The organism is Micromonospora sp. NPDC051925, from assembly GCF_044548625.1.
Classification (GTDB): Bacteria; Actinomycetota; Actinomycetes; order Mycobacteriales; family Micromonosporaceae; genus Micromonospora.
In genome coordinates this window covers 1-19150 of the sequence record NZ_JBIUCH010000010.1, presented here as the reverse complement: position 1 = coordinate 19150, position 19150 = coordinate 1, and the positions used below count along the sequence as shown (strand labels likewise).

At 67.7% G+C, this 19150-nt stretch carries 20 protein-coding genes; 13 read left to right on the top strand and 7 right to left on the bottom strand.

Going from position 1 to position 19150, the window contains the following annotated elements; translation table 11 throughout:
- Nucleotides 1–23 precede the first annotated feature (23 nt).
- Entirely contained in the window at nt 24–320 is a 297-nt protein-coding gene (locus ACIG87_RS15240; RefSeq protein WP_091237189.1) for a pilin, read from the bottom strand.
- A gap of 405 nt (nt 321–725) precedes the next feature.
- Between ACIG87_RS15240 and ACIG87_RS15235 the strand changes: the two genes are divergently transcribed.
- Nucleotides 726–1523 (top strand): hypothetical protein, encoded by a 798-nt coding sequence (locus ACIG87_RS15235; RefSeq protein WP_396851127.1) that lies wholly within the window; start codon nt 726–728, stop codon nt 1521–1523.
- Nucleotides 1524–1738: 215 nt separating this feature from the next.
- On the opposite strand, the gene ACIG87_RS15230 is transcribed toward ACIG87_RS15235, so the two are convergent.
- On the bottom strand, nt 1739–2515 hold the full coding sequence (locus tag ACIG87_RS15230; protein ID WP_396851126.1) for a hypothetical protein: 777 nt from the start codon (nt 2513–2515) through the stop codon (nt 1739–1741).
- A 259-nt stretch (nt 2516–2774) separates the two neighbouring features.
- On the opposite strand from ACIG87_RS15230, the gene ACIG87_RS15225 reads away from it, so the two are divergent.
- Nucleotides 2775–3353 carry a hypothetical protein gene (locus ACIG87_RS15225; protein ID WP_396851125.1) on the top strand — a complete coding sequence of 193 codons (579 nt, stop codon included), beginning with the start codon at nt 2775–2777 and terminating at the stop codon, nt 3351–3353.
- Entirely contained in the window at nt 3334–4188 is an 855-nt protein-coding gene (locus tag ACIG87_RS15220) for a TRM11 family SAM-dependent methyltransferase (protein WP_396851124.1), read from the top strand. Before ACIG87_RS15225 ends, ACIG87_RS15220 begins: the two co-directional genes overlap by 20 nt.
- Nucleotides 4189–4656: 468 nt before the next feature.
- On the opposite strand, the gene ACIG87_RS15215 is transcribed toward ACIG87_RS15220, so the two are convergent.
- Nucleotides 4657–5112 (bottom strand): ATP-binding protein, encoded by a 456-nt coding sequence (locus tag ACIG87_RS15215; protein ID WP_396851123.1) that lies wholly within the window; start codon nt 5110–5112, stop codon nt 4657–4659.
- Nucleotides 5113–6704: 1592 nt separating this feature from the next.
- On the opposite strand from ACIG87_RS15215, the gene ACIG87_RS15210 reads away from it, so the two are divergent.
- From ACIG87_RS15210 to ACIG87_RS15180, 7 genes are all read left to right on the top strand, one after another.
- Entirely contained in the window at nt 6705–7172 is a 468-nt protein-coding gene (locus ACIG87_RS15210; protein ID WP_396851122.1) for a hypothetical protein, read from the top strand.
- Nucleotides 7173–7268: 96 nt separating this feature from the next.
- A complete protein-coding gene (locus tag ACIG87_RS15205; protein WP_396851121.1) occupies nt 7269–7547 on the top strand; it encodes a hypothetical protein in 279 nt (92 codons plus the stop codon).
- Nucleotides 7548–7698: 151 nt separating this feature from the next.
- Nucleotides 7699–8310, top strand: a complete 612-nt coding sequence (locus tag ACIG87_RS15200) for an RNA polymerase sigma factor (RefSeq protein WP_396851120.1) — start codon at nt 7699–7701, stop codon at nt 8308–8310.
- Nucleotides 8307–8747 carry a hypothetical protein gene (locus tag ACIG87_RS15195; protein ID WP_396851119.1) on the top strand — a complete coding sequence of 147 codons (441 nt, stop codon included), beginning with the start codon at nt 8307–8309 and terminating at the stop codon, nt 8745–8747. Before ACIG87_RS15200 ends, ACIG87_RS15195 begins: the two co-directional genes overlap by 4 nt.
- A complete protein-coding gene (locus tag ACIG87_RS15190; RefSeq protein WP_396851118.1) occupies nt 8740–9360 on the top strand; it encodes a hypothetical protein in 621 nt (206 codons plus the stop codon). The genes ACIG87_RS15195 and ACIG87_RS15190 overlap by 8 nt, the downstream gene beginning before the upstream one ends.
- Nucleotides 9361–9502: 142 nt before the next feature.
- Nucleotides 9503–10228 (top strand): GGDEF domain-containing protein, encoded by a 726-nt coding sequence (locus tag ACIG87_RS15185; RefSeq protein ID WP_396851117.1) that lies wholly within the window; start codon nt 9503–9505, stop codon nt 10226–10228.
- Entirely contained in the window at nt 10225–11520 is a 1296-nt protein-coding gene (locus tag ACIG87_RS15180; RefSeq protein WP_396851116.1) for a hypothetical protein, read from the top strand. The genes ACIG87_RS15185 and ACIG87_RS15180 overlap by 4 nt, the downstream gene beginning before the upstream one ends.
- 146 nt (nt 11521–11666) lie before the next feature.
- On the opposite strand, the gene ACIG87_RS15175 is transcribed toward ACIG87_RS15180, so the two are convergent.
- Nucleotides 11667–12104, bottom strand: a complete 438-nt coding sequence (locus ACIG87_RS15175; RefSeq protein WP_396851115.1) for an NUDIX hydrolase — start codon at nt 12102–12104, stop codon at nt 11667–11669.
- A gap of 190 nt (nt 12105–12294) precedes the next feature.
- Between ACIG87_RS15175 and ACIG87_RS15170 the strand changes: the two genes are divergently transcribed.
- Complete coding sequence (locus ACIG87_RS15170; protein WP_396851114.1) at nt 12295–13095, top strand: class I SAM-dependent methyltransferase; 801 nt, start codon at nt 12295–12297, stop codon at nt 13093–13095.
- Complete coding sequence (locus ACIG87_RS15165) at nt 13092–14399, top strand: UDP-glucose dehydrogenase family protein (RefSeq protein ID WP_396851113.1); 1308 nt, start codon at nt 13092–13094, stop codon at nt 14397–14399. Before ACIG87_RS15170 ends, ACIG87_RS15165 begins: the two co-directional genes overlap by 4 nt.
- A 77-nt stretch (nt 14400–14476) precedes the next feature.
- On the opposite strand, the gene ACIG87_RS15160 is transcribed toward ACIG87_RS15165, so the two are convergent.
- On the bottom strand, nt 14477–15793 hold the full coding sequence (locus tag ACIG87_RS15160; protein ID WP_396851112.1) for a UDP-glucose dehydrogenase family protein: 1317 nt from the start codon (nt 15791–15793) through the stop codon (nt 14477–14479).
- Nucleotides 15794–15947: 154 nt separating this feature from the next.
- Here ACIG87_RS15160 and ACIG87_RS15155 point away from each other — a divergent pair, with 154 nt between their 5' ends.
- Nucleotides 15948–16517: a GNAT family N-acetyltransferase gene (locus ACIG87_RS15155; protein ID WP_396851111.1), complete on the top strand. Its 570-nt coding sequence runs from the start codon at nt 15948–15950 to the stop codon at nt 16515–16517.
- Here the strand turns inward: ACIG87_RS15155 and ACIG87_RS15150 are convergent.
- Nucleotides 16469–18178, bottom strand: a complete 1710-nt coding sequence (locus tag ACIG87_RS15150; RefSeq protein ID WP_396851110.1) for a hypothetical protein — start codon at nt 18176–18178, stop codon at nt 16469–16471. The genes ACIG87_RS15155 and ACIG87_RS15150 overlap by 49 nt on opposite strands.
- 384 nt (nt 18179–18562) lie before the next feature.
- Nucleotides 18563–18964, bottom strand: coding sequence for a hypothetical protein (locus ACIG87_RS15145; RefSeq protein WP_396851109.1), 402 nt, complete (start codon nt 18962–18964; stop codon nt 18563–18565).
- Nucleotides 18965–19150 lie beyond the last annotated feature (186 nt).

Sequence of the window (19150 nt, the reverse complement as noted above, 5' to 3'; positions counted from 1 at the left end):
CCAGTTGACCATGATGGGTGTCCTCAGCCGCCCAGGATGCCCTGCAGGACGGTCAGCACGACCGGGGCCAGCACGGCGAGGGCGTAGCCGATCAGCGCGGACTTGAAGTTGCCCTTGGCCTGCTCGACCTGGGCCGGGTCGCCTCCGGCCGCCATGTAGCGCAGGCCACCGATCACGAGGAACATCGTGGCGACGGCCGCGATGATGCCCATGATCCAAAGGCGGATGCCGTCGATGACCTCGGGAAGGGTTTTCGGAGCCGCCAGCGGCTGCGGCGCGGCAGCGGCAAGGTCGGCCAGGTACGAGAGAGTCGTATGCATTTGCGGCACTCCACAGGAATGTGGGGCCGCCGCGGCGGGGACCGGGCGAAAGCTCTGGGTAGTCCGGTGGGGGCGCTCCTCCCTTGCGTGGTGCGAAGGGATCGCGGTGTCAGTACGCCGCGCCAGCCGTGCCGGACCCAGGGGCCTCGCCCGTGAGTGGTCCCCACCGGGCGGGCATGTCGTGGATGACATGCACCGCCCAGATCTCGACTGTCAGACCAGATGAACTCGTCTCGCATCTGTCACGGTCTGACAAGACCGGTCAGCGGGCCCTGTGCCGCTTGGTGGATGCCCGCTCTGCCACCGTCCAGAGGCGGCACCTCCGCCAGGCCGCGTGTCCACCCACGGCCGGGCGACCGGCGGGGCCGCCCGAGGTCTGTCGCAGGTGCAGCGCACAATGAGGCGGTGGCCAAAGACCCCGACCTCCTCGCTCAGATCGAGCGCGGCGCATTGAACGACGCCGTATCGCTCGCCTCGCTCCTTCGCAAGTGTGTCGCGCTCGGCGGTGCCACCCGCAGTGCGGAACTGCGTGACTGGGCCAGCGATGAACTCAATGGCTATCGCGACGACACCAAGATTCCGGAGTACCGGATTGTGCACGCACCGATCCTCGCTGACGGCCGGACCTTCACCCACCAGATCACCGGGCAGCAGATCAGCAGCTGGGACCTACCGGATTTCGCCCGAGAGCACATCACCAATGAGGTGCGTCTGGCCCGTGGGGTCGGCGAACTGGAAGCGGTGCTGAGCAACGCAGCGCGCAACGGGGAAACCGTCGTCCGCCTTCAACCACCTGGTGCGGCTGATCTGGTGACCTTCATGAACAGCCAGCAGGGCGGAGGGATCGAGCGCATCTACTGGGGTGTGAGCACCGGCCAGATCGCAGGAACCCTCGACCAGATCCGTACGACGCTCGTCCGCCTGGCCAGCGAGATGCGGGCAGCCCAGCCTGCCGGCACGGCAATGCCGTCGCACGACGCCGCCACGGAGGCGGTCCATGTCGTTCTGCATGGCGGCACGCGCAACGTCGTCAACATCAACACCGCCCAGGCAAGAGACGGCGGCAACGCCACCGTCATGGCTACGCCGCCCACAGACGGGAAGGAACCTGGGGGTTCGAAGACCGCCACTATCTGGACTGTGGCCGGGGTCGTGGTGGCGATCGTCTCCGCATACTTCACCTACCGGCAGTGGCGCGGTTAGCCCCGACGCAAGCCGGCCAGCCAGGTTCGGGATCTCTGGGGCCTCGCCATCGCATCGGTACCCTCAGGACCGTGATCTGCGATGCGCGCGCCGTGCACCTTCACGATCACCGTGACCTTGAAGGCCGCTGCAGGGCTGGTGACATGTAGGCGGTGAACGCAAGCAGGCCGCCCCGGGCACTTGCCCGGGGCGGCCTGCTGTTGTCTGGTGCTAGGTCAGGCGGCCATAGCGGCTTCGTGGCGGTTCGAGGTGCGGACCGGGCCGGAAAGGTCACCTCGCACAACCGCTGCGGCCACGGCGCGTTCAGCGCGCCGCCTGCGCATCCTCAACGACGAGGCGGTTACCCCTTGCTCGGCGGCCAGGGCCTCGATCAGGCTGTCACCGAACCGAGTCGCGCTGATGAGTTCCGCGTTCTCCGGCGAGATCAGGCCAGCGGCGGCGGCCCGGCCGAGCAGCAGGTCCGGGTGGCCGTAGGGCATCCTCGGCGAGTGCGATCCGCTGGAAAGATCCAGCGGCAGTTCCTCGGTATCGCCGCCCTTGATGACCGCGACGCCTGCGCGCCAGGCCACCCAGCACAGCCGCAGCCACAACCGGGGCGCGTCGAGGTCGGCGGTGCGCAGGGCTTGGAGGAATCCGGCCAGCACCTCGGAGTCCACGTCCTCTGCGTGCCGCGGCCGTCCGCCGCTGATCTTCGCCGCCATGTGGGTCAGCGCGGGCAGAGCCACGCCGATCGAGCCGACGACCCAGGCCGGTCCCCATTCGCGGGCGTGGTGGGCCAGCTGCCGCCATAGCGCGTCAGTGGTGTCGCTGTCGTAGCGCTCGAACAGCAGGAGCTTGCGCAGCTTGTCCAGCGGCATCGTCGTGTCCGGCAGGCCCGGCACGGGCCGGGCGTCGAAGCTGAGCGGCGCGGGCTCGCAGGTCAGCAGCTCGAACGCTCGCTCGGCAGTGCTCAGCGCGGTGTCGGCGGTTCGGCTGCGGGTGGCGGTCGCCATGGTGTCCCCCTCGGGTGGGGAGCGCTTCACCTGGTGCGAAGGCTCCGAGGCCGTTGATTGGGACAGCCGGACCTGACACCACAAGCGTTTGTCAGAGCGGGACAGGTTCTGCCAGGTCGTGTCAGGTTCATCGCTGTCAGAACGGCCCGCGCGCCCGCCGTCTGACCGGATCTGTCAGGTGCGGGGTGGGTTCGATCAGCCTGTCAGCGCCGTTCTGGGAACCGTCAGTACGCCCGCCGGTCCGGGGGCCACCACACCCATGACCGACAACACCCACCACAGCGCACCTGTCCCCGTGGGGGACGTGGTGCCCGGAGACCTGCCTGTGCCGATCACCGTCTGGCCGGTTCCCGCCCCGCAACCGGGCGAGACCATGTCCAACGCGATGGGCGTACGGCTCGTTCACAACCTTACCCACCTCGGCGGCCTGGTTGTCGACTTGACCGACGGGCCGCAGCTGGCCCGCGCGGTGATCGCCGCCAGCCGTCGCCGCCAGCTGACCTCGGGCCGGCAGGTCGGCTGGGGCCGGGAGTCGGCCAGCCTGATCGTCACCGGCTGGCCACTGCCCGGCGAGCCCGCGTCGCCGGCCGAGTTCTTCGACCGGTGCCGCGCGAGGCTTCTGCCCGGTGGCTGCATCGCGGTGCTGCTGGCACACGGCGACCTGACGCTGCCAGTCGATGTCATCATCGCCGCAAAGCAGGCCAGGCTGGGATACCTGCAGCACATCGTGGCGGCCGACCCGCCGCCCCGGCGAGGAACACCCAACCGGCTCGACCTACACACCGACGTGTTGATCCTGACCCGCAGCATGGCGCAGATTGGCGGCGCCGATGACTGAAGACCTTCCGGTCACCTCCGTCTGGCTCACCTGCCAACAGCCGTCGCGTGACCAGCGGCGAGGCCGCTACGTGCCGGAAAGCTCCAGCCACCCCGGCAAGATGCTGCCCAACCTCGCAGCCCACGCGATCAGTGTCTACACCGGGCCCGGAGACCTGGTGTTCGACCCGATGTGCGGATCGGGCACGACGCTCGTGGAGGCCATGCACCTAGGCCGACACGGCATCGGGCTCGACATCGAACCCCGCTTCACCACCCTCGCCGAAGCCAACGTGGCATTGGCTTCTGCGCAGGGCGCCGCCGGCACGGCGAAAGTACTCACCGGCGACGCCACCCGGTTGCTCGATCTGGTGCCCGCGTCTGCGGTCGGGCAGGTGGGACTCGTGCTCACCTCCCCGCCCTACGGGCGCGGGACCCACGGCCTCGTCCGGGCCACGAGTACCGGGGTACGCAAGCGGGACCACCTCTATGGGGACCGCGAGAGGGGCAACCTGGCATACGGCGGTTGGTCCCGCTTGCTCGACGGGTTCGCCGCGATCCTGGCCGCCAGCTACGAACTGCTGCGACCCGGCGGGACCGTGGCCATCACCTGCCGACCGGTACGCCGCCACCGCGATGACCTTATCGATCTGCCCGGCGAGCTACTGGCCGTGGCCAAGTCGGTGGGACTGGTCCCGGTGGAGCGGTGCGCGGCGATGCTCGCCGCCGTCCGCGACGGGCAGATCGTGCACCGGGCGAACATGTTTGGCCTGATGGCGGTACGCCGCGCCCGTTCCGAAGGCGTCCCAGTGCACCTGGTGGCGCACGAGGACGTGCTAGTGCTGCGTCGCCACTAGGGCAGCCCTAGGCATCAGGAGATCTGAACATAAGGGCAGTTCAGCTACCTGACAGCCCTGGATTCCTTCGCCAGTATGCGGCCAAGTGGCGGGACATGGACAGCTCAGCCATGTCCCGCCACCTGGCACAGGCCGAGCGGTTCAACGACGCCCGACTGGACTGAGTCCCGCTGTGGCCCGGCGTCGCATCAGTTCGTGGTGAAGAGGTCCCGGCCCGAGCACAACGCGGGCGGTCCGTGGCCGGGATCTATCCGCCCGGTAGCGGGACCCACAGCCGCCGGGCAGCGGGACAGGTCCCGCTCGAGGTACCGCTTCGCCAGCCGGGGAGCGGGACCGGTCCCGCCGATGGCAGCGACCGGTGCGGGACGATCCCCGCACGAGTCCCGCAGTCTTCGACCGGCCCGGATCTTGCGCTGAGAGGAGACGACTGGCGCGGAGCCGGTCAGGTGGGCAGGTGTCTTCGCCTGGTCAGCTTCTCGGCCGGCGGGTCGAGTGGTGTTCGTGGTGGTGGCCGGTGGTGTGAGCTGATTGGTTGACGGTGACGTCGGTGCAGGGTGTCAGCTGGACCCATACCCGCTTGCCGCCGTCGTGGTGGTGGACGCCCCATTGGGTCGATGAGGCTTCGATCAGAGTGAGGCCGCGTCCTCCGTCGACGTCGGGGTCGCGCGGGCGTGGGGGCTCTGGTGAGGTGTCCGCGACGGACAGCACCACCTGCCCCGCGCGGGCCTCGATCCTGAACTCGACGCAGCCACCGCCGTAGCGGACCGCGTTGGTGACCAGTTCGCTGGTCACGACCGCCGCTGCGTCGAGCCATGCCTCGTCCCGGAAGCCCCAGCCGTGCAGCACGGCGACCACCGCGCGCCGGGCGGCCGTGGGCGCGTGCACACCGAGGGGCATGTCCAGGTAGGCGGTCAGATCAGTCATGGGCGACAGGTCCGTTCACGGTCGTCAAGGTGACGGCGAGACGTGGGTACCCGCCCGGACAGAAGCAGAAACAGCGGGGTGCCGTTGCCAGCCAGACCCGACCAGTAGCTCGAAAACGACGGTTCCATGGACAACAGACGGCCCCTACCCTGACGGGAGGGACCGGGTAGTGCTCGCCTCAGCCAGAGACCCGGGGCGGTTGCACTCAGACCTGCTGGTGGCGCTCATTGTGTCGGAGGGCTTCTTGCGCGAGGCAGTACCGGAGATGCCGACGAACATACGCGCCGGCATCCCTCGCGGTGCCCCTCGCCGTCGTTATGTCAGCGTCGCGGGCGGGAGCGATCCTCGCGCAGAGCGGGACGAATTCTCGGCCGGATCGTCTGGACCGTACGCGTGACCATTCGACGGACCGCCGGAGCATCACGAACGACCGAGGGCATCCACTGGCCACGTCGGCCGGTCAACGGCACACGCCGCTCGTCCAGCAGCCGCCACAACGCGACTCCGCAATCCGCGCAACAGCCGTGCTGCACCGCAACCCCGGACGGATGCGTCGACTCCTTGGCGACGACTACCAGGCCGCCGCACCGCACACACCCGGCAGCTCCGGTCACGTCCACCAGCCCACGGTAGACGTCCAACGTGCCGCCCGCGACCGCTGCCGCAACGACACGGGCAGAAGGAGCCACCTCGTCCCGATTAGTCTCTCCGACCTGCCCGTGAGCTGCGATGACCGCACCGTCGGTACCTGTGATCAGTCAGACCGACCGGCACGCAAGCCTGAGCCCACCGACGCGGGACACCGCCGAGCCGTTGCCCGTACCCGCAGCGCTCGTTGGGCCGATAACGCTTAGAAGCGATTGTGAAGGTAGGTGCGGTGAGCGTGGATAGCCAAGGCTACGACGGGCACGCTGACAACGACGAGCCACGCAACGCTCCCCGCGACTGGTCGACCCCCACGCCGTGCCGCAGCCCGTACGTCGACCGGAGCGCACCACCGCAGAACCGGATACGCGGCAACCAGGGTCGACACCGCAGCGACCAAACCCGGTAGCACCTCGGTCGCTGGGCGCTCGCGAACGGACGTGCCCAACGTGCCGCACTGCTCGCCACCAACCCTGAAAAGGATCACAGCCTCGTAACGGTGACTGGTACCAGCGCGCGAGACCCTCACCCGGGCCGTCGTTAACCACGAGGGTGCGTCTCGGCGATAGATTGCCCCGCGCTCAAGGCTCGCCGCCTTGGCACCCCCGGAGTTACCAGCCACTACAAGTAGCTACGGGACCTGACAGCGTCGCCCGATAGGTGATCCTGTCAGGTTCTGCCAGACGAGCGAACCTGACAGCGCCGCCCATCCGACCTCCGGCGCGCATAGCCTGAAGGTTCTCCCTATTTCCTTATGTGCCCCCCGATCTGACGCCCCGTGCGACGGCACCCTGCCCACCACCTACGGTCGGCCGCCTTCGCCAGCCCCAGATCCGGCACCCATAAAGCCCACGCCCGTCGCGTACGGGACCGGGCGCGGTATCCCCATCTCTTCTCAGGCGGTCACCAGTCGGTGGCCGCCTTCTTCCTGTCCCACGGAGGACGACATGCTCCAGAACAGCTGGTACCTGACAGAAGGCGACTTCTTCGCTCAACTCCCAAGCGCTCCGCGCCTCGACGACGACGGCCAGGCCGTCATCGGCCAGGTCGCCAACCTGTTCCACGACGAGTCCTACTTCAGCCCGGCCAAGACCGTCGCCACCGTGCACGTGCTGCTGCTCGCCGCCGAACACCTTGGCGACAATCTCAGCTTCGACGCTGCCGCCAGACGGCACGATCTGACCGAACTGGCCCGCCTCGTCGGCGGTCTCAACCTCGTACAAGCCCACCTGACCCAGATCATCCAGCGCATCGCCGAGCACATCGACGCCCGCGCCTTCAACGGCCTCGACGCCCCGTCCGCCGCAGCCGTGCAGACCCTCACCAACAGCCTCAGCAGCGCCGGCGTCAACGGCGAGATCTCCGCCGACTACCTCAAGGAGGCCCACCTCACCCTGCGCGGCCTCACCAAGTAACCCCACTCATTGCATCCATGGCGCGCGATCCGGCAGCGGACGCGCGCCTTCCTCTCGTCCTGGAGACCCCTAAACCCACCCTGCAAGGAGATCCCGATGAGCCTCTACCGCCTGACCCCGAAGCCCGGCCGCGAGCGCTACGCCATCCAGGTCGGCTGGAACCCGCACCGGACCCTGTTCGCCAACGTCACCGACCACAGCTGGGACCCCGACACCGACCCGGACAACGAACCCGACTCGGTCACCCTCGGGCTGATCGAGGACATCCTCGACCCCGCCGCCCTGTTGGCCGCTGTCGAGCCGTACGCCGTCATCCCCGAAGACCTGATCTACACCCTGCGCGCCGACATGCACTCCCACCCGGTCCGCTGGTGACTCGTCTTGGACTGACCTGATCCCGCTACGCCCTCCGTAGCGCCACCCGCACCACCCCGGCCGTCGCCCGGCCGAACGCGCACACCCGCGCACCCTCCGGGCACGGCCGACAGCCGTGCCCGGATTCCTATCCATCCACATGGAGGAATCCATGCCCACGCAGGGCACAACGCCTAACCAACAGCGGCCCTGGCCGTCTTCACGCCGCCGGCGGCCCGAAGTCACCCCGGACACCCTCGCGCTGCTACACCGCGCCCAGCACGGCGACCGCGACGCCTTCGCCGCCCTCTACCTGGCCTACCGCGAGTCGGTCACCCGCTACGTCGCCGTGCGGATGCGCTACCGCGACCGCGACGCGGTTCCCGACCTCGTGCAGGAGACGTTCACCGGCGCCCTGGCAGACCTGTCGTCGGCCTTGGCCGACGTGCGCGGCTGGTTCATCGTCCAGGCTGCCAAGGCGTGCAACCAGCACGACTGGTCCCGCCGCCGCTACGTGCGCGCCGCATACGCCGTACGCGACCACGCAGCCCGCGACACGGCTGCCCCGGCGGCCGACCGACCCGGCCGCATCACGTTCGTGCACGCAATGGCCCGGCTGACCCCCGGTCAGCGTCGCGCGATCCAGCTGCGCTACCTCGACGGCTACCCCCGTGACACCGCCGCCCGGCTCATGGGCCGCAGCAGCGAGTCCGTACGCGGCCTGGAGCGACGTGCGATCCGGCGGATGCAGATCACCCTGAGCGCCCCGGCGGTGACCGCATGACCACGAGCCGGGCGCCGATGGCGTTGCACGTGATCGCGGTCTACCACAACCGGGAGTCCCGGTTCTTCCCCTACGAAGACGGCCACCAGCTCACGCAGGTGATCTCCCACTGGCGGCACCACCCGATCGGCACCGATCCGGCCGACATCGCCGCCTGGGCCTTCGAGGTGTTCAACGCCGACCTGGACTGGTTGGAGCCCCACCGCGGCACGCCCGATGGCGAGGCTGACTTCCTCATCTCTTGCGCCTACCGGCTGATGCGGCGGCGCTCGCTGTCAACCGGCGACGTCGTCGCGGTCACCACGGACGGCAGGACTACATGGCTGGCGTGCGAGTTCCTCGGTTGGCGACACATCGCCGTCCCGCCCGCCGTGACCGGCGAGCCGCTCACCGCCGACGCGGTGTACCGCCACGTCCGGGGAGGCGGCGATGCGTGAGCACCCGTGCCAGCTGCACCAGCCCGGTTACCACACCGACGCCTGCCTGACCGGACCGTGCGGGTTCTGCGGCACCGATCTGCGGACCACCGCCTCCGGCGAGTGCCGCTCGTGCCTGCGGATCGTGTGCGAGACGTGCGACGCCGGATACGACGCCGAGCAGGGGCCCATCTGCGCCCCGTGCGCTGAGCCCGGCACCCGTACCTCCGGGCCGGACCCGGCCAGCACCCCACCGCCGGACGGATATGAGCTTCACCGGCTGTGCGTGTTCGTGCTGTGGCTGTCCTGCGGGCACCTGGTCACGTACTTCACTAACGGGTGGTACCCCGTGGTGGTGTCCTGCTGCGACCGGCTCGGCGGCACCACCCTGCGGGGCGTTTACGTGCCCTACTCCTCCCACGTCGACTACGTCGACGTGCTGTCCGAGCGGTACGAGCACCGACCGACCGGCAGCCCGCGCGAACCCGCCGAGGTGCGCGGCCGATGGCCCCGCACCGACAACCCGTACCGGTCGCCGTACCCCGGCAGCGGGTCCAGCACCGGAAGGTATCCCGCGTCGGCCGGCGCCGCCTGGAGCCTCGACGGCTCGACCGCGCCGGCCGAATCCTCCTGACCCTCCCGAATTCGCCGCCGCATCGGCGGCAGATACAGGAGAAACGGCCCGCCAGAAGGCGGGCCGTCGTTTATCCGGGACCCGGGACGCCACGCCTAGACAACGAACGCGTCCGGGTTCTCCATCGAGATGGAGGAACCTAGTGTTCACCACACTCCTCGTGATCGCCACCATCCACACGGCGATCACCCTCACAGTCGGAGCCTGCGCAGGCTTCGGACTCGGTTACCTAGCCGGGTGGCCCACCGTCGAGCAGCTGCGCGCCGAGCTGGCCGACGCCGCCTGGCAGCTGGCCCACGATCCCCTCACCGACCTCTACAACCGCAGCGGACTGCGCACTGTCCACGCCGCCCTCGCCGCATCGGGTCCAGCTCAACCGATCATCGCCATCCTGCTCGACCTCGACGGATTCAAGGAGATCAACGACGAGTTCGGGCATGACACCGGCGACGACCTGCTCATGGAGATCGCTGACCGGCTGGCACCCTTGACGGCTGCCTATGGCGGTAGCGTCGCCCGGCACTCCGGCGACGAGTACGCCGCCATCCTGCCGGTACGCCAGCACGGCATCTTCGACATCGGCGAACGGATCAAGGCCGCCATCGCCGAACCCATCCAGCTCCGAGGGGAAGCCGGCCCAGAGGCGATCGTCGTCACCGCCAGCATCGGCATCGCCATCGCCGACAGCACCGAACCGCTGCAGGCCGCACTTCACCGGGCCGACATCGCCATGTACCACGCCAAGGCCCAGGGTCGGAACCGGCACGTGCTTTACGCCTCCGGGATGACCATGCCCGACCGGGCGAGCCGTCGCGGGTTGCGCCTGCGCGACCGACGCCATGGTCGCGGTGGAGTGGACGCCGCATGAACCTCGCCACCATGATGGCCTGCGCCACCTGCCGCATTGCACTCACCGAGCACAACAGCGGTGACAGCATCGTCTACCGCCACCCCGTCAGCGACGATGGGCACGAAGTAGCACCAGTCAACGCCGACCTGATCAAGAGGGTTTTCCACAGCTGCCACACCTGCACCGACGCACCACCGATGTGGAACTACCACACCGGCCACATCGAGATCCTGTCCCTGTCCAGTGGCATCGCCGCTGACTACAGCGACCAGTGGCACGTCTGCCTCCGATGCGCACAGCTCATCGAAGCCGACGACTCCGACGCCCTCACCGCACGATGCGCAGGGCTCATGCGCTGGCACCCCGACAGCGACGAGTACACCATCCTGCGCACCCTGCAACGCGGCATCGTCCTCAGCCGCGAAGGCCGCACCCTGCTCACCACCACCAACTGGCCACCGGCCCGGATCAGCGCCGACATGATGCCGAAGATCCGCGACCGGTTCAGCGGGCTGCTACGAGGCCCCGCGAACCTGCCAGCAGCCATTAACGACCGCGACCAGCGTCAGAACCTGGCCCGTCAGTTCGACCTCATCCCCATGTACTGGATCAACCAGGAGTTCACCAATCTGGTCAACACGGTCAGCGCCGACCGGCCCCCGGCGTGGGTAACCGACGAGATCGCCCCATCAACATCCGGACTCCTCGCCTGGCCCGACCCGGTCGGCCAGACGGGACAACTCGCTGCCGTCTCCTGGACACCAGAAGGCGACGGCTGGCAGGTCATCGGCTACCGCAGCATCGGCAGCGGCATAGACGAGGACCTTATGCCCACCTTGCGACACGAGATCGGTTGGCTCGTACCCATCCACGCCGAGCACATCGCTCGCGGTACCCCCCTGGGCGGTAGCCACCCGCTCGGCCCCCTCATCACCACCTGGCTGCTCATCAACCAGCAGATGGCCGAAGCAGTGCCGGCGAAACTCCCAAAGGGCACTACCAGGGCATACCAGCGAAGCCGCCGCCCCGCACCAGAGGTGAAGATCGTCCAGATCAGGGCGCGCGACACGACACCACTACCGGAACGGGCCGAGCAGACCGGCCCGCGTACGCGAGCCAAGCCCGATCACCGATTCTGGGTATCCGGCCACCCACGGCAGCAGGCGTACGGCCCCGGCCGCAGCCTCCGCCGCGAAATCGAGATCCAGCCGTTCCTCAAGGGCGACGAGCACCTGCCGATCAAGCTGAGCACCACTGTGCGCATCCTCGGTGGGCGACCTGGGGAAGCCGGTGACATGAGCCCGGAGTGATCGCGCGTTGTGTGCGTGGGGGTGAGCATTGCTCACCCCCACGCACACACAACCACCCTTTCTGCGTTTCATCTGTCGGTCAACTCGCGCTCACGATCGCCGAACTGTCGGAAGGAGGAGCACGACCGATCTCTGGATGAGCCTCGCTACTGATGCGCCGGGCGCACTGCCCGAATGGTCAGCATTGTTTGGTACTGCTTGGAGGTAAGGAAGTCCCGTAGGACCGGGCGCGCGTTCGCCGCAAGATCGAGTTGCGCCACCGCGTCTGCGGGGACGAAGACCATCGCTCGGCCTTCGCCGACCACGATGTCGGATGCATCGGCGTCGGTGGTCGCGTAGTAAACGTGGGCGGTGTGTCGTCCGTCTGCGGTGACGCCGGACCAGAACAGGTGCAGGGGCTCGTGGACCTGTAGGCCGGTTTCCTCGAGCAGTTCCCGGCGGGCGGCGGCTTCTGGGGTCTCGCCCGGTTCTGCGAGCCCGCCAGGTATGCCCCATCGGTTTGCGTCTGTCGGGGCATGGTCGTCGCGTAGTTGCAGCAGCAACGAGCCATCTGACCGTACGAGCACGACGCCTGCTGTCTGCATGTTGGAGATCTTTCCACGTCGCACGGGGATATCTGCGCGCGAGGCACTTCCCCGGGGTGCTGGGTGGTCGCCCCGGGGCTATGTCGATGACAGTGAATGCAACGCGGCGGCCCTGGACGAATCGGGTTGGAGGCGATGTCGCGATCGGGCTGCATCCTCGCTGTCTGCCCCTTAGTCGAAGGAACACGTCATGGTGTACGAAGCACCCGCGACCCTGTTCGCGGGCACGGAAGACAGGTACGCGGCGTACCGGCCGCCGCATCCGGCGGTGTTCGTCGATCACATCGCTGGCCTCACTCCCGATGGTCCGATACTCGACCTCGGCACGGGTCCGGGTTCGCTGGCCATCGGTCTGGCCGAGCTAGGCCGTGCTGTGGTCGGGGTGGATGTCAACGCCCGGATGATCGAGGTTGCCCGTCAGCGGGCGGCGGACCTGAACCTCAGCCGTGACCTCGACTTTCGAGTCGGTGACGCGCACGATCTCAGTAGCCTTCCCAAAGTTGCGGGAGTGGTCATCGGCGACGCGTTGCACTGGTTCGATCGAGCCAAGGTGTTGCGGGGTCTCGACCAACTCGTCCTGCCGGGCGGGTTTGTCGCGATCGTGATGTCGTTCGCCAGGCAGACCGCCAAGCCTTGGTGGTACCCCCTGGTCGATCGGGTCATCTACCGGCACCTCGGACTCGCCCGCCGCGCCGGCTCCGAGGAGTTGCACCAGGAGCAGCCCGGTGGCGACCACGAGGCGGTGCTGCGCGGGTCGCCGTTCAACCATGTGACGGTGCTGCGGACTGACCAGCGGCTGGTGTTGAGCCTCGACGAGTTGATCGGGCTCCAGTACACGCACGCGTACAGCTCGCCTGCGGTGCTCGGTGACAGACTCGCGGACTTCGACGGCGACCTACGCCGTCTGCTGTTGGCCGCTGAACCCAGTGGAGTGTTCAGCGCCATGACCCACCCGGGAATGATCATCGCGCGGCGCGGGGAGGACTCATGAAGATCACCGTCATCGGGTGCGGCAGGCTCGGAGCGCCCTACGCGGCCGGTCTGGCGGCGCTCGGCCACGAGGTGTTGGGACTGGACAGCAACACCGACACGGCGTCACTGCTCGACGCGGGGAAGCCACCGTTCGCCGAACCGGGGCTGGCCGAGGCGATCACGGAGGGCGCGGCGACCGGAGGGTTGACCTTCACGTCGTCGTACGCCAAAGCGGCGGCACACGCCGCCGTGCACTTCATTGCAGTGCCGACCCCACAGGCGATGGGCGCGGCACATCACGACCTCACCGACGTGTTCGCCGCCGCCGAGGCCCTGGCCCGGGAGATCACTCGTGACATCGTGGTCGTGATCAAGTCCTCCGTTCCGGCGGGTACGAGCGCCCGGGTGAAGCAGCGGATGATGGCGGTGGCGCCAGCGGGGGTTCGGGTTGAGGTGGCCGCGTCGCCGGACTTCATGCGGGAGGCGCACTCAATCTCTGACGTTCGCCGGCCTACCCGGATCGTGCTAGGGGTGGAGCATGGCGGACGTGCCGAGAACCTGTTGCGGCAGGTGTGGTCGGAGTGCCTGGCGGACGGGGTTCCGCTGGTCGTCACCGACCTGGCCACGGCGGAGCTGTGCAAGCTGGCGGCGAACGCGTTCCTGGCCACGCGGGTGTCGTTCGTCAACGCGCTGTCGGAGTTCTGCGAGGCCGCCGGAGCGAACGTCGAAGACTTGGCCGCCGCGATCGGTCACGACAAGCGCATCGGGGCTCAGTACCTGATGCCAGGGCTGGGGTTCGGTGGGTCGTGTCTGACCAAGGACATTCGGGGGTTCGTCGCGCTGGCTCAGTCGCTGGGTGTCGGGGAGTCCCTGGAGTTCCTGACGAAGGTAGACGCGATCAACCAGGGACGACGTGAGCGGGCCGTGCAGTTGGCCCGGCAGGCGGCTGGCGGGGATCTGAGCGGATGTCGGGTCGGGGTGTGGGGGGCGTCGTTCAAGGCGGGGATCGACGACGTGCGTGACTCTCCGGCTCTGGATGTCGCCGTGCGGCTGCACCAGGCGGGCGCAGTGGTGAGTGTCTACGACCCGCAGGCCATGGACAACGCCCGGGCAGAGCACCCGTACCTGAGTTACGTGACCGATGCGGCAGCCGCCGCGCAGGAGGCGTCGGTCCTGCTACATCTGACCAACTGGGCTGAGTTCGGGCGGCTGTCTCCGGCGCAGCTCGCACCCAGCGAGCGGCCGACCCTGGTCGACGCGCGGCGGGGGCTGCTGCGTCACCCGGAGTGGGAGGCTGCGGGCTGGACCGTCCAGATTCTGTGAGCCGGCGGAACGTCGGCGGATGAGGCAGGGGCGCCCCCGAGACCGAGGGGTCCCTGTCCCATCCCCCGTTGGGCCGCTTAGGACTGGTAGCCGAGGCCCAGGACGTTCCAGCCGGCTGCGCGCCAGCGCTGTCCGGAGATCACCCCTCGGGTATCCAGGAGCGTCCGCCGACTTACCCGGTCGGCAATGTCGTAGGGGTCCAAGGCTCCGAACTCCGGCCAGCCTGTTCCGACCACCACCAGTTCGGCATTGTCGGCGGCGTCGGCGGCGGTTCCGGCGTAAACGAGCTGCGGTGCAGACTGCCGGGCCATCGCGAGACCTTGCGGGTCATAGACGGTGACCCGCGCGCCGTCTTCGTGTAGGCGCAGGGCGACGTCCAGAGCCGGGGAGTCGCGAACATCATCGATGCCGGGCTTGAAAGATGCACCCCACACTGCAATCTTGCGGCCGGACAGGCTCCCGCCCAGTGCCTCGACGGCCAACTCGACCGCCCGCGAGCGCATGTGAAGGTTGATCGCGTCCACGCCTCGCAGCAGGCTCGCAGCGGCCAGGACGCCGCCTGTCTCGGCCTGGTGGGTGAAGGCGTGTAGATCCTTGGGTAGGCAGCCGCCGCCGAAGCCGAGCCCTGGCTGGAAGTAGTGGTGCCCGATGCGGGCGTCGTGGCCGATGGCCTCGGTCAGCTCGGCGACGTTCGCTCCGGCTGCCGTGCACATCTCGGCAACGGCGTTGACGAAGGAGATGCGGGTGGCCAGATAGGCGTTCGCCGTCGCCTTGACCATCTCAGCGGTGATGCGGTCGGTGACTACGAGCGGACATGCATGGCCACTGGTGATCGGCTCGTACACAAGACGCAGCGTCTTCTCTGCCTCGGTGGAGGCCACACCGAGCACGATCCGGTCCGGGGTCAAGGTGTCTGCGACCGCGGTACCCTCGCGCAGGAATTCTGGGTTCCACGCCACCTCCACCGCATCACCAGCGGGGGCGAGCGAGCGGGCCAGAGACTCGACTCTCTGCGCAGTTCCCGGGGACACGGTGGACTTCCCGACGATCAGGCATGGACGGGTCAGGAACGGGGCCAGCCGCTCGATCGCTCCGGTGATCTGGGCCAGGTCATAGGCGCCGTCCGATCCCGACGGAGTGCCGACTGCCAAGAAATGCACGTCGCCGAACTCGGCCGCCGTCGCGAAATCAGTGGTGAAGCGCAGGCGGCCGGTACCGATGTTGCGGGCGAGGAGTACATCAAGTTCGGGCTCGTGGAACCAACCGCGCCCGGCGTTCAGTGTTTCGATCTTCGCGGGATCAATGTCGACCCCGATGACGTCGTGGCCGATGTCCGCCATGCCGGCGGCGTGGGTGGCGCCCAGATGCCCGGAGCCAATAACGGTGATCTTCAACAGACTGACGCTCCTCGAATATGATCGTTTGCCGCTGACTAGGCGGTGACTCTAACCCAGCTGCAAACCTTTACAGGGCCTCAGAATGCCTGCTGACAGCTTTTCCCTGTCGCACGGGGAATGTTGCTCGCGGGAACGCACGTAAGGTGAAACCGTGACCGATGTGATCTTCACCCGCCTGACCCGCACCGACGCCGCAGACCTCATGGATGGCTTGTGCGACGTCTACGCCGACGCCTACGGCCACGTGCCCGGCGAGGACTCCACCGTCAAGACTGCGGCCTTCCGCGACCGCGCCACTGGCGCGCTCAACGCGCGCAACTACGAGCTGGTGACCGCCAGCGTCGACGGGCAGTTGGTCGGGTTCGTCTTCGGCTACAGCCTGCGCCCCGAACGTGAGTGGTTCGCCGGCCTCAGCCCGCAGCCCGAGCCGGGCTTCACCGACGAACGCGACGGCCAACGCACCGTGGTGCTCGCCGAGATCGAGATTCGCAAGGTATGGCAGGGCCGTGGCGTCGGCCACGCTCTGCACGACGAGTTCCTCCGGGGACGCCGCGAGGAACGAGCGACTCTCACGGCGAACCCGATTGCCACCAGCACCCACGCGCTCTACGAGGGGTGGGGCTGGCAGCGAGTGGGGAGAATCCCTGGCCGACCGGGCGCCTACTACAGCGATTACGAAGTGTTCGTACTGCCACTGCCATTGGGTGGTGGCGTCCGGTAACTGTTGATCGCCTGATCGAGTTCGCGTACAGCCCGCGTGCGTCTCCACGGGCCCAGACCGGCACGCAAAACCTTAATCCTTTGGTCGATACGCCTCGTGGAGTTGACCGACGTCAAGGCCACCACGTCGGTGATCGTCTGGCACGCTAATCCGATGTGGCGCTGCCGAGCGAACGCCTCGGCGCGGAACAGCAGCCGAAACGCCTTCTCGTGCAAATTGCTCTGATCGCCGAGCGTTAACGATCGGTCGATGGCGGTGAGCACCTTGTCGGGTGCCTGGAACCTGAGCGCGTTCTGCGCGTTGGTACTCCAGTAGAACGACTCGTCGTAGAAGTACCACCACGACTTGCGCGGGCCTTGACCGAAGGCAGTACCCTGCAGTGCCGTGTACTCGCGCTCCAACGCGTCCTTCGAACGATCCGCCTGGCCATCGGCGGTGAAGGCTCGCACTGCCACGTCAGCCGCGTACGCGCGGGCATGCGGGCTGTCGCTCTGCTCGGCCCAGGCGGCAGCGGCAGCGGCATGGTCGATACCGACACGCGGCTTGCCCTGCCACGTAGCCAGATGACTCATCGTGCACAGCACGTAGGTGACCAGCTCTACCGCACGCGCCTCGTGAGCGGCAGTACGCGCGTCATCGTAGAACGCCTGCGCCGCTGGATAGTCACCCATGTTGAAGCACAGCCACCCCGTCAACTGCGTCAACTCCGCATACACCGCGATAGCACGCTCGCGCTTGGCGGCCGGCGCGGCCTTGGCCTGCTGCTCCGCGATCTGCCGGTAGGCCAGTGCGCCCGGCAGCGTCGCGTGCGCCCCCAGAACATCACCTTGCTTGCGAAGGTTCGGCACCATCGCCTCGCAATGCGCCACCGTTGACGCATCAAACAGGCCAGGCTCTGTACGCGGCAGTACAGGGGCAACCCCGGCTTCCGCAATCGCGGACGGGTCGCCTACGGGCACCGCTGCGGCGACGACCAAGGCCGCCGTGAGCTTACCCAGCACGTCCCGGCGGGTCTGGGAGTGCGGTATGCGTTGAATCCACATGACGATGACCTGAGCCAATTCTCCGAAGTCGGCCTCCTCAGGCCGACCGAGCAGGCTGGTGACAACCGCTGGAGGCGCGTTGCCCACCTCAGCCCCGGGGTGCCGGCTGAGCAGGTCGAGCAGCAGATTCTCTGCCTCGCTCGGAACCATGATCTCACCCGTCAGGCTACTTGCCGTACCCCGCGTCACTGCCAAAGTCGCTGCAGCCGAGTCGCGATGACGAAAGCTTGGCATATCCGACAAAAGGTCAGCTACACCGCATTCGTAGAGTTCGGCAAGGCGTAGGAGATTGTCCCTCGACGGCTGGTAGCCACCCTGCCCTGGCCACGTCTCCCAGTAGGAGAAGTTCTTCAACGTCTTGGCGTAGTCCGGCCAACGACGGTTCCACTCCTCAGCCGCGTGTGCCTGACTCCAACCTCGGACGACCCGCAAAGCAGTACGCGGGTTCAGCCGGAAACGACGCTGGAACACCTCGGCCACTTCGACCCAAGTCCGACCAGCGTCACGTAGCTCAGCCGCCAGCCGAACGCGCTGCTGCTTGAGACTTCCCGTTGCCGCATCCACCCGCTGTCGCTCCGATCCCCGAACCGGCCGCGATACTGCCGCCTGTTGCGTCACGGTACGCAGCCGAGCCTCCACAGGGGAACTTCCCCGCGACACAGGGAATCACGACACCCACGCCGTAGGAACCCGGTCTGCGTAGCCGTACAAACTCGCCCGGCGCTACCGCCAATCCCCTTTAGCCGTACAGGGCAGCCTCCCGCAGCGCCTCGTCCCGGGCCGCCGTTAAGGCATCGATCAACCGGTCGACGTCAGCCACCGGCAGCCCGCACCGCAGAGACAGGGCCACCTCGCATTCCCCCTGGCCGCGGACCGAGACGCCGACATCCACGTACGCCCCGCTCTCGAAGGACTGCGCCTGAATCGTGAACTTTGGCCCACGGTCCGGCTCAACCTCGACCACGCGTACCGGATGCGTCTCTGGTGGCTCTAAGTAGTTGCTCACGCCCCACCACCCACGAGCAACGCCAGCCGATAGTCCGTGCTGTCCCCATTGCCACGCGTGGCCAACAGTCCAGCCTCAACCAACTCAAATATGAACACGGACAACGTCATTGCCGTGAACCGGTCGTACGCCAACTTCCAATCCGGCTCATCGTCCTCGTTGCGCATCGCATCCGACAGTGGACCCTCGTAGAACCGGTTCGGCCAGTAGTCGAGGATCAGCCCGCCATCGTCAGCCGCTGCTGCAAGTCCCCGAACAAGAGGGTGCAGGTAGATGCGACGGCGACCGACGAGCGTTAGAGCATCGGCTTCCCACTCGTCAGGACCCACGAACCTGGCGCCGGTGCGGAACCCCCAACGGTCGGCGTCCGTGGTGAAGTCGTCAGCGGTGACAGTCATTCATACCTCCAGTCGGTGCCAGCGTTCGCGCCAGCGGGCTTGTGAGCGGGGCCGCCCAGATGGGGGCGGGGACCATTGTGGTGGTCTTCTGAGAGGTTGATTCGAGAGGTTTCGTCCGCCGAGGGTTTGACCGGGGTTTCGGGGGCTACTCGAGGAGCTAACTGGACGGCGGCGATGGGGCGAGGC

Coding starts and splice junctions, on each gene's coding strand:
- ACIG87_RS15165 (WP_396851113.1), top strand. CDS start 13,092: ATGAAGATCACCGTCATCGGGTGCGGCAGGCTCGGAGCGCCCTACGCG.
- ACIG87_RS15205 (WP_396851121.1), top strand. CDS start 7,269: ATGAGCCTCTACCGCCTGACCCCGAAGCCCGGCCGCGAGCGCTACGCC.
- ACIG87_RS15215 (WP_396851123.1), bottom strand. CDS start 5,112: ATGACTGATCTGACCGCCTACCTGGACATGCCCCTCGGTGTGCACGCG.
- ACIG87_RS15170 (WP_396851114.1), top strand. CDS start 12,295: ATGGTGTACGAAGCACCCGCGACCCTGTTCGCGGGCACGGAAGACAGG.
- ACIG87_RS15210 (WP_396851122.1), top strand. CDS start 6,705: ATGCTCCAGAACAGCTGGTACCTGACAGAAGGCGACTTCTTCGCTCAA.
- ACIG87_RS15200 (WP_396851120.1), top strand. CDS start 7,699: ATGCCCACGCAGGGCACAACGCCTAACCAACAGCGGCCCTGGCCGTCT.
- ACIG87_RS15195 (WP_396851119.1), top strand. CDS start 8,307: ATGACCACGAGCCGGGCGCCGATGGCGTTGCACGTGATCGCGGTCTAC.
- ACIG87_RS15240 (WP_091237189.1), bottom strand. CDS start 320: ATGCATACGACTCTCTCGTACCTGGCCGACCTTGCCGCTGCCGCGCCG.
- ACIG87_RS15175 (WP_396851115.1), bottom strand. CDS start 12,104: ATGCAGACAGCAGGCGTCGTGCTCGTACGGTCAGATGGCTCGTTGCTG.
- ACIG87_RS15145 (WP_396851109.1), bottom strand. CDS start 18,964: ATGACTGTCACCGCTGACGACTTCACCACGGACGCCGACCGTTGGGGG.
- ACIG87_RS15190 (WP_396851118.1), top strand. CDS start 8,740: ATGCGTGAGCACCCGTGCCAGCTGCACCAGCCCGGTTACCACACCGAC.
- ACIG87_RS15230 (WP_396851126.1), bottom strand. CDS start 2,515: ATGGCGACCGCCACCCGCAGCCGAACCGCCGACACCGCGCTGAGCACT.
- ACIG87_RS15225 (WP_396851125.1), top strand. CDS start 2,775: ATGACCGACAACACCCACCACAGCGCACCTGTCCCCGTGGGGGACGTG.
- ACIG87_RS15180 (WP_396851116.1), top strand. CDS start 10,225: ATGAACCTCGCCACCATGATGGCCTGCGCCACCTGCCGCATTGCACTC.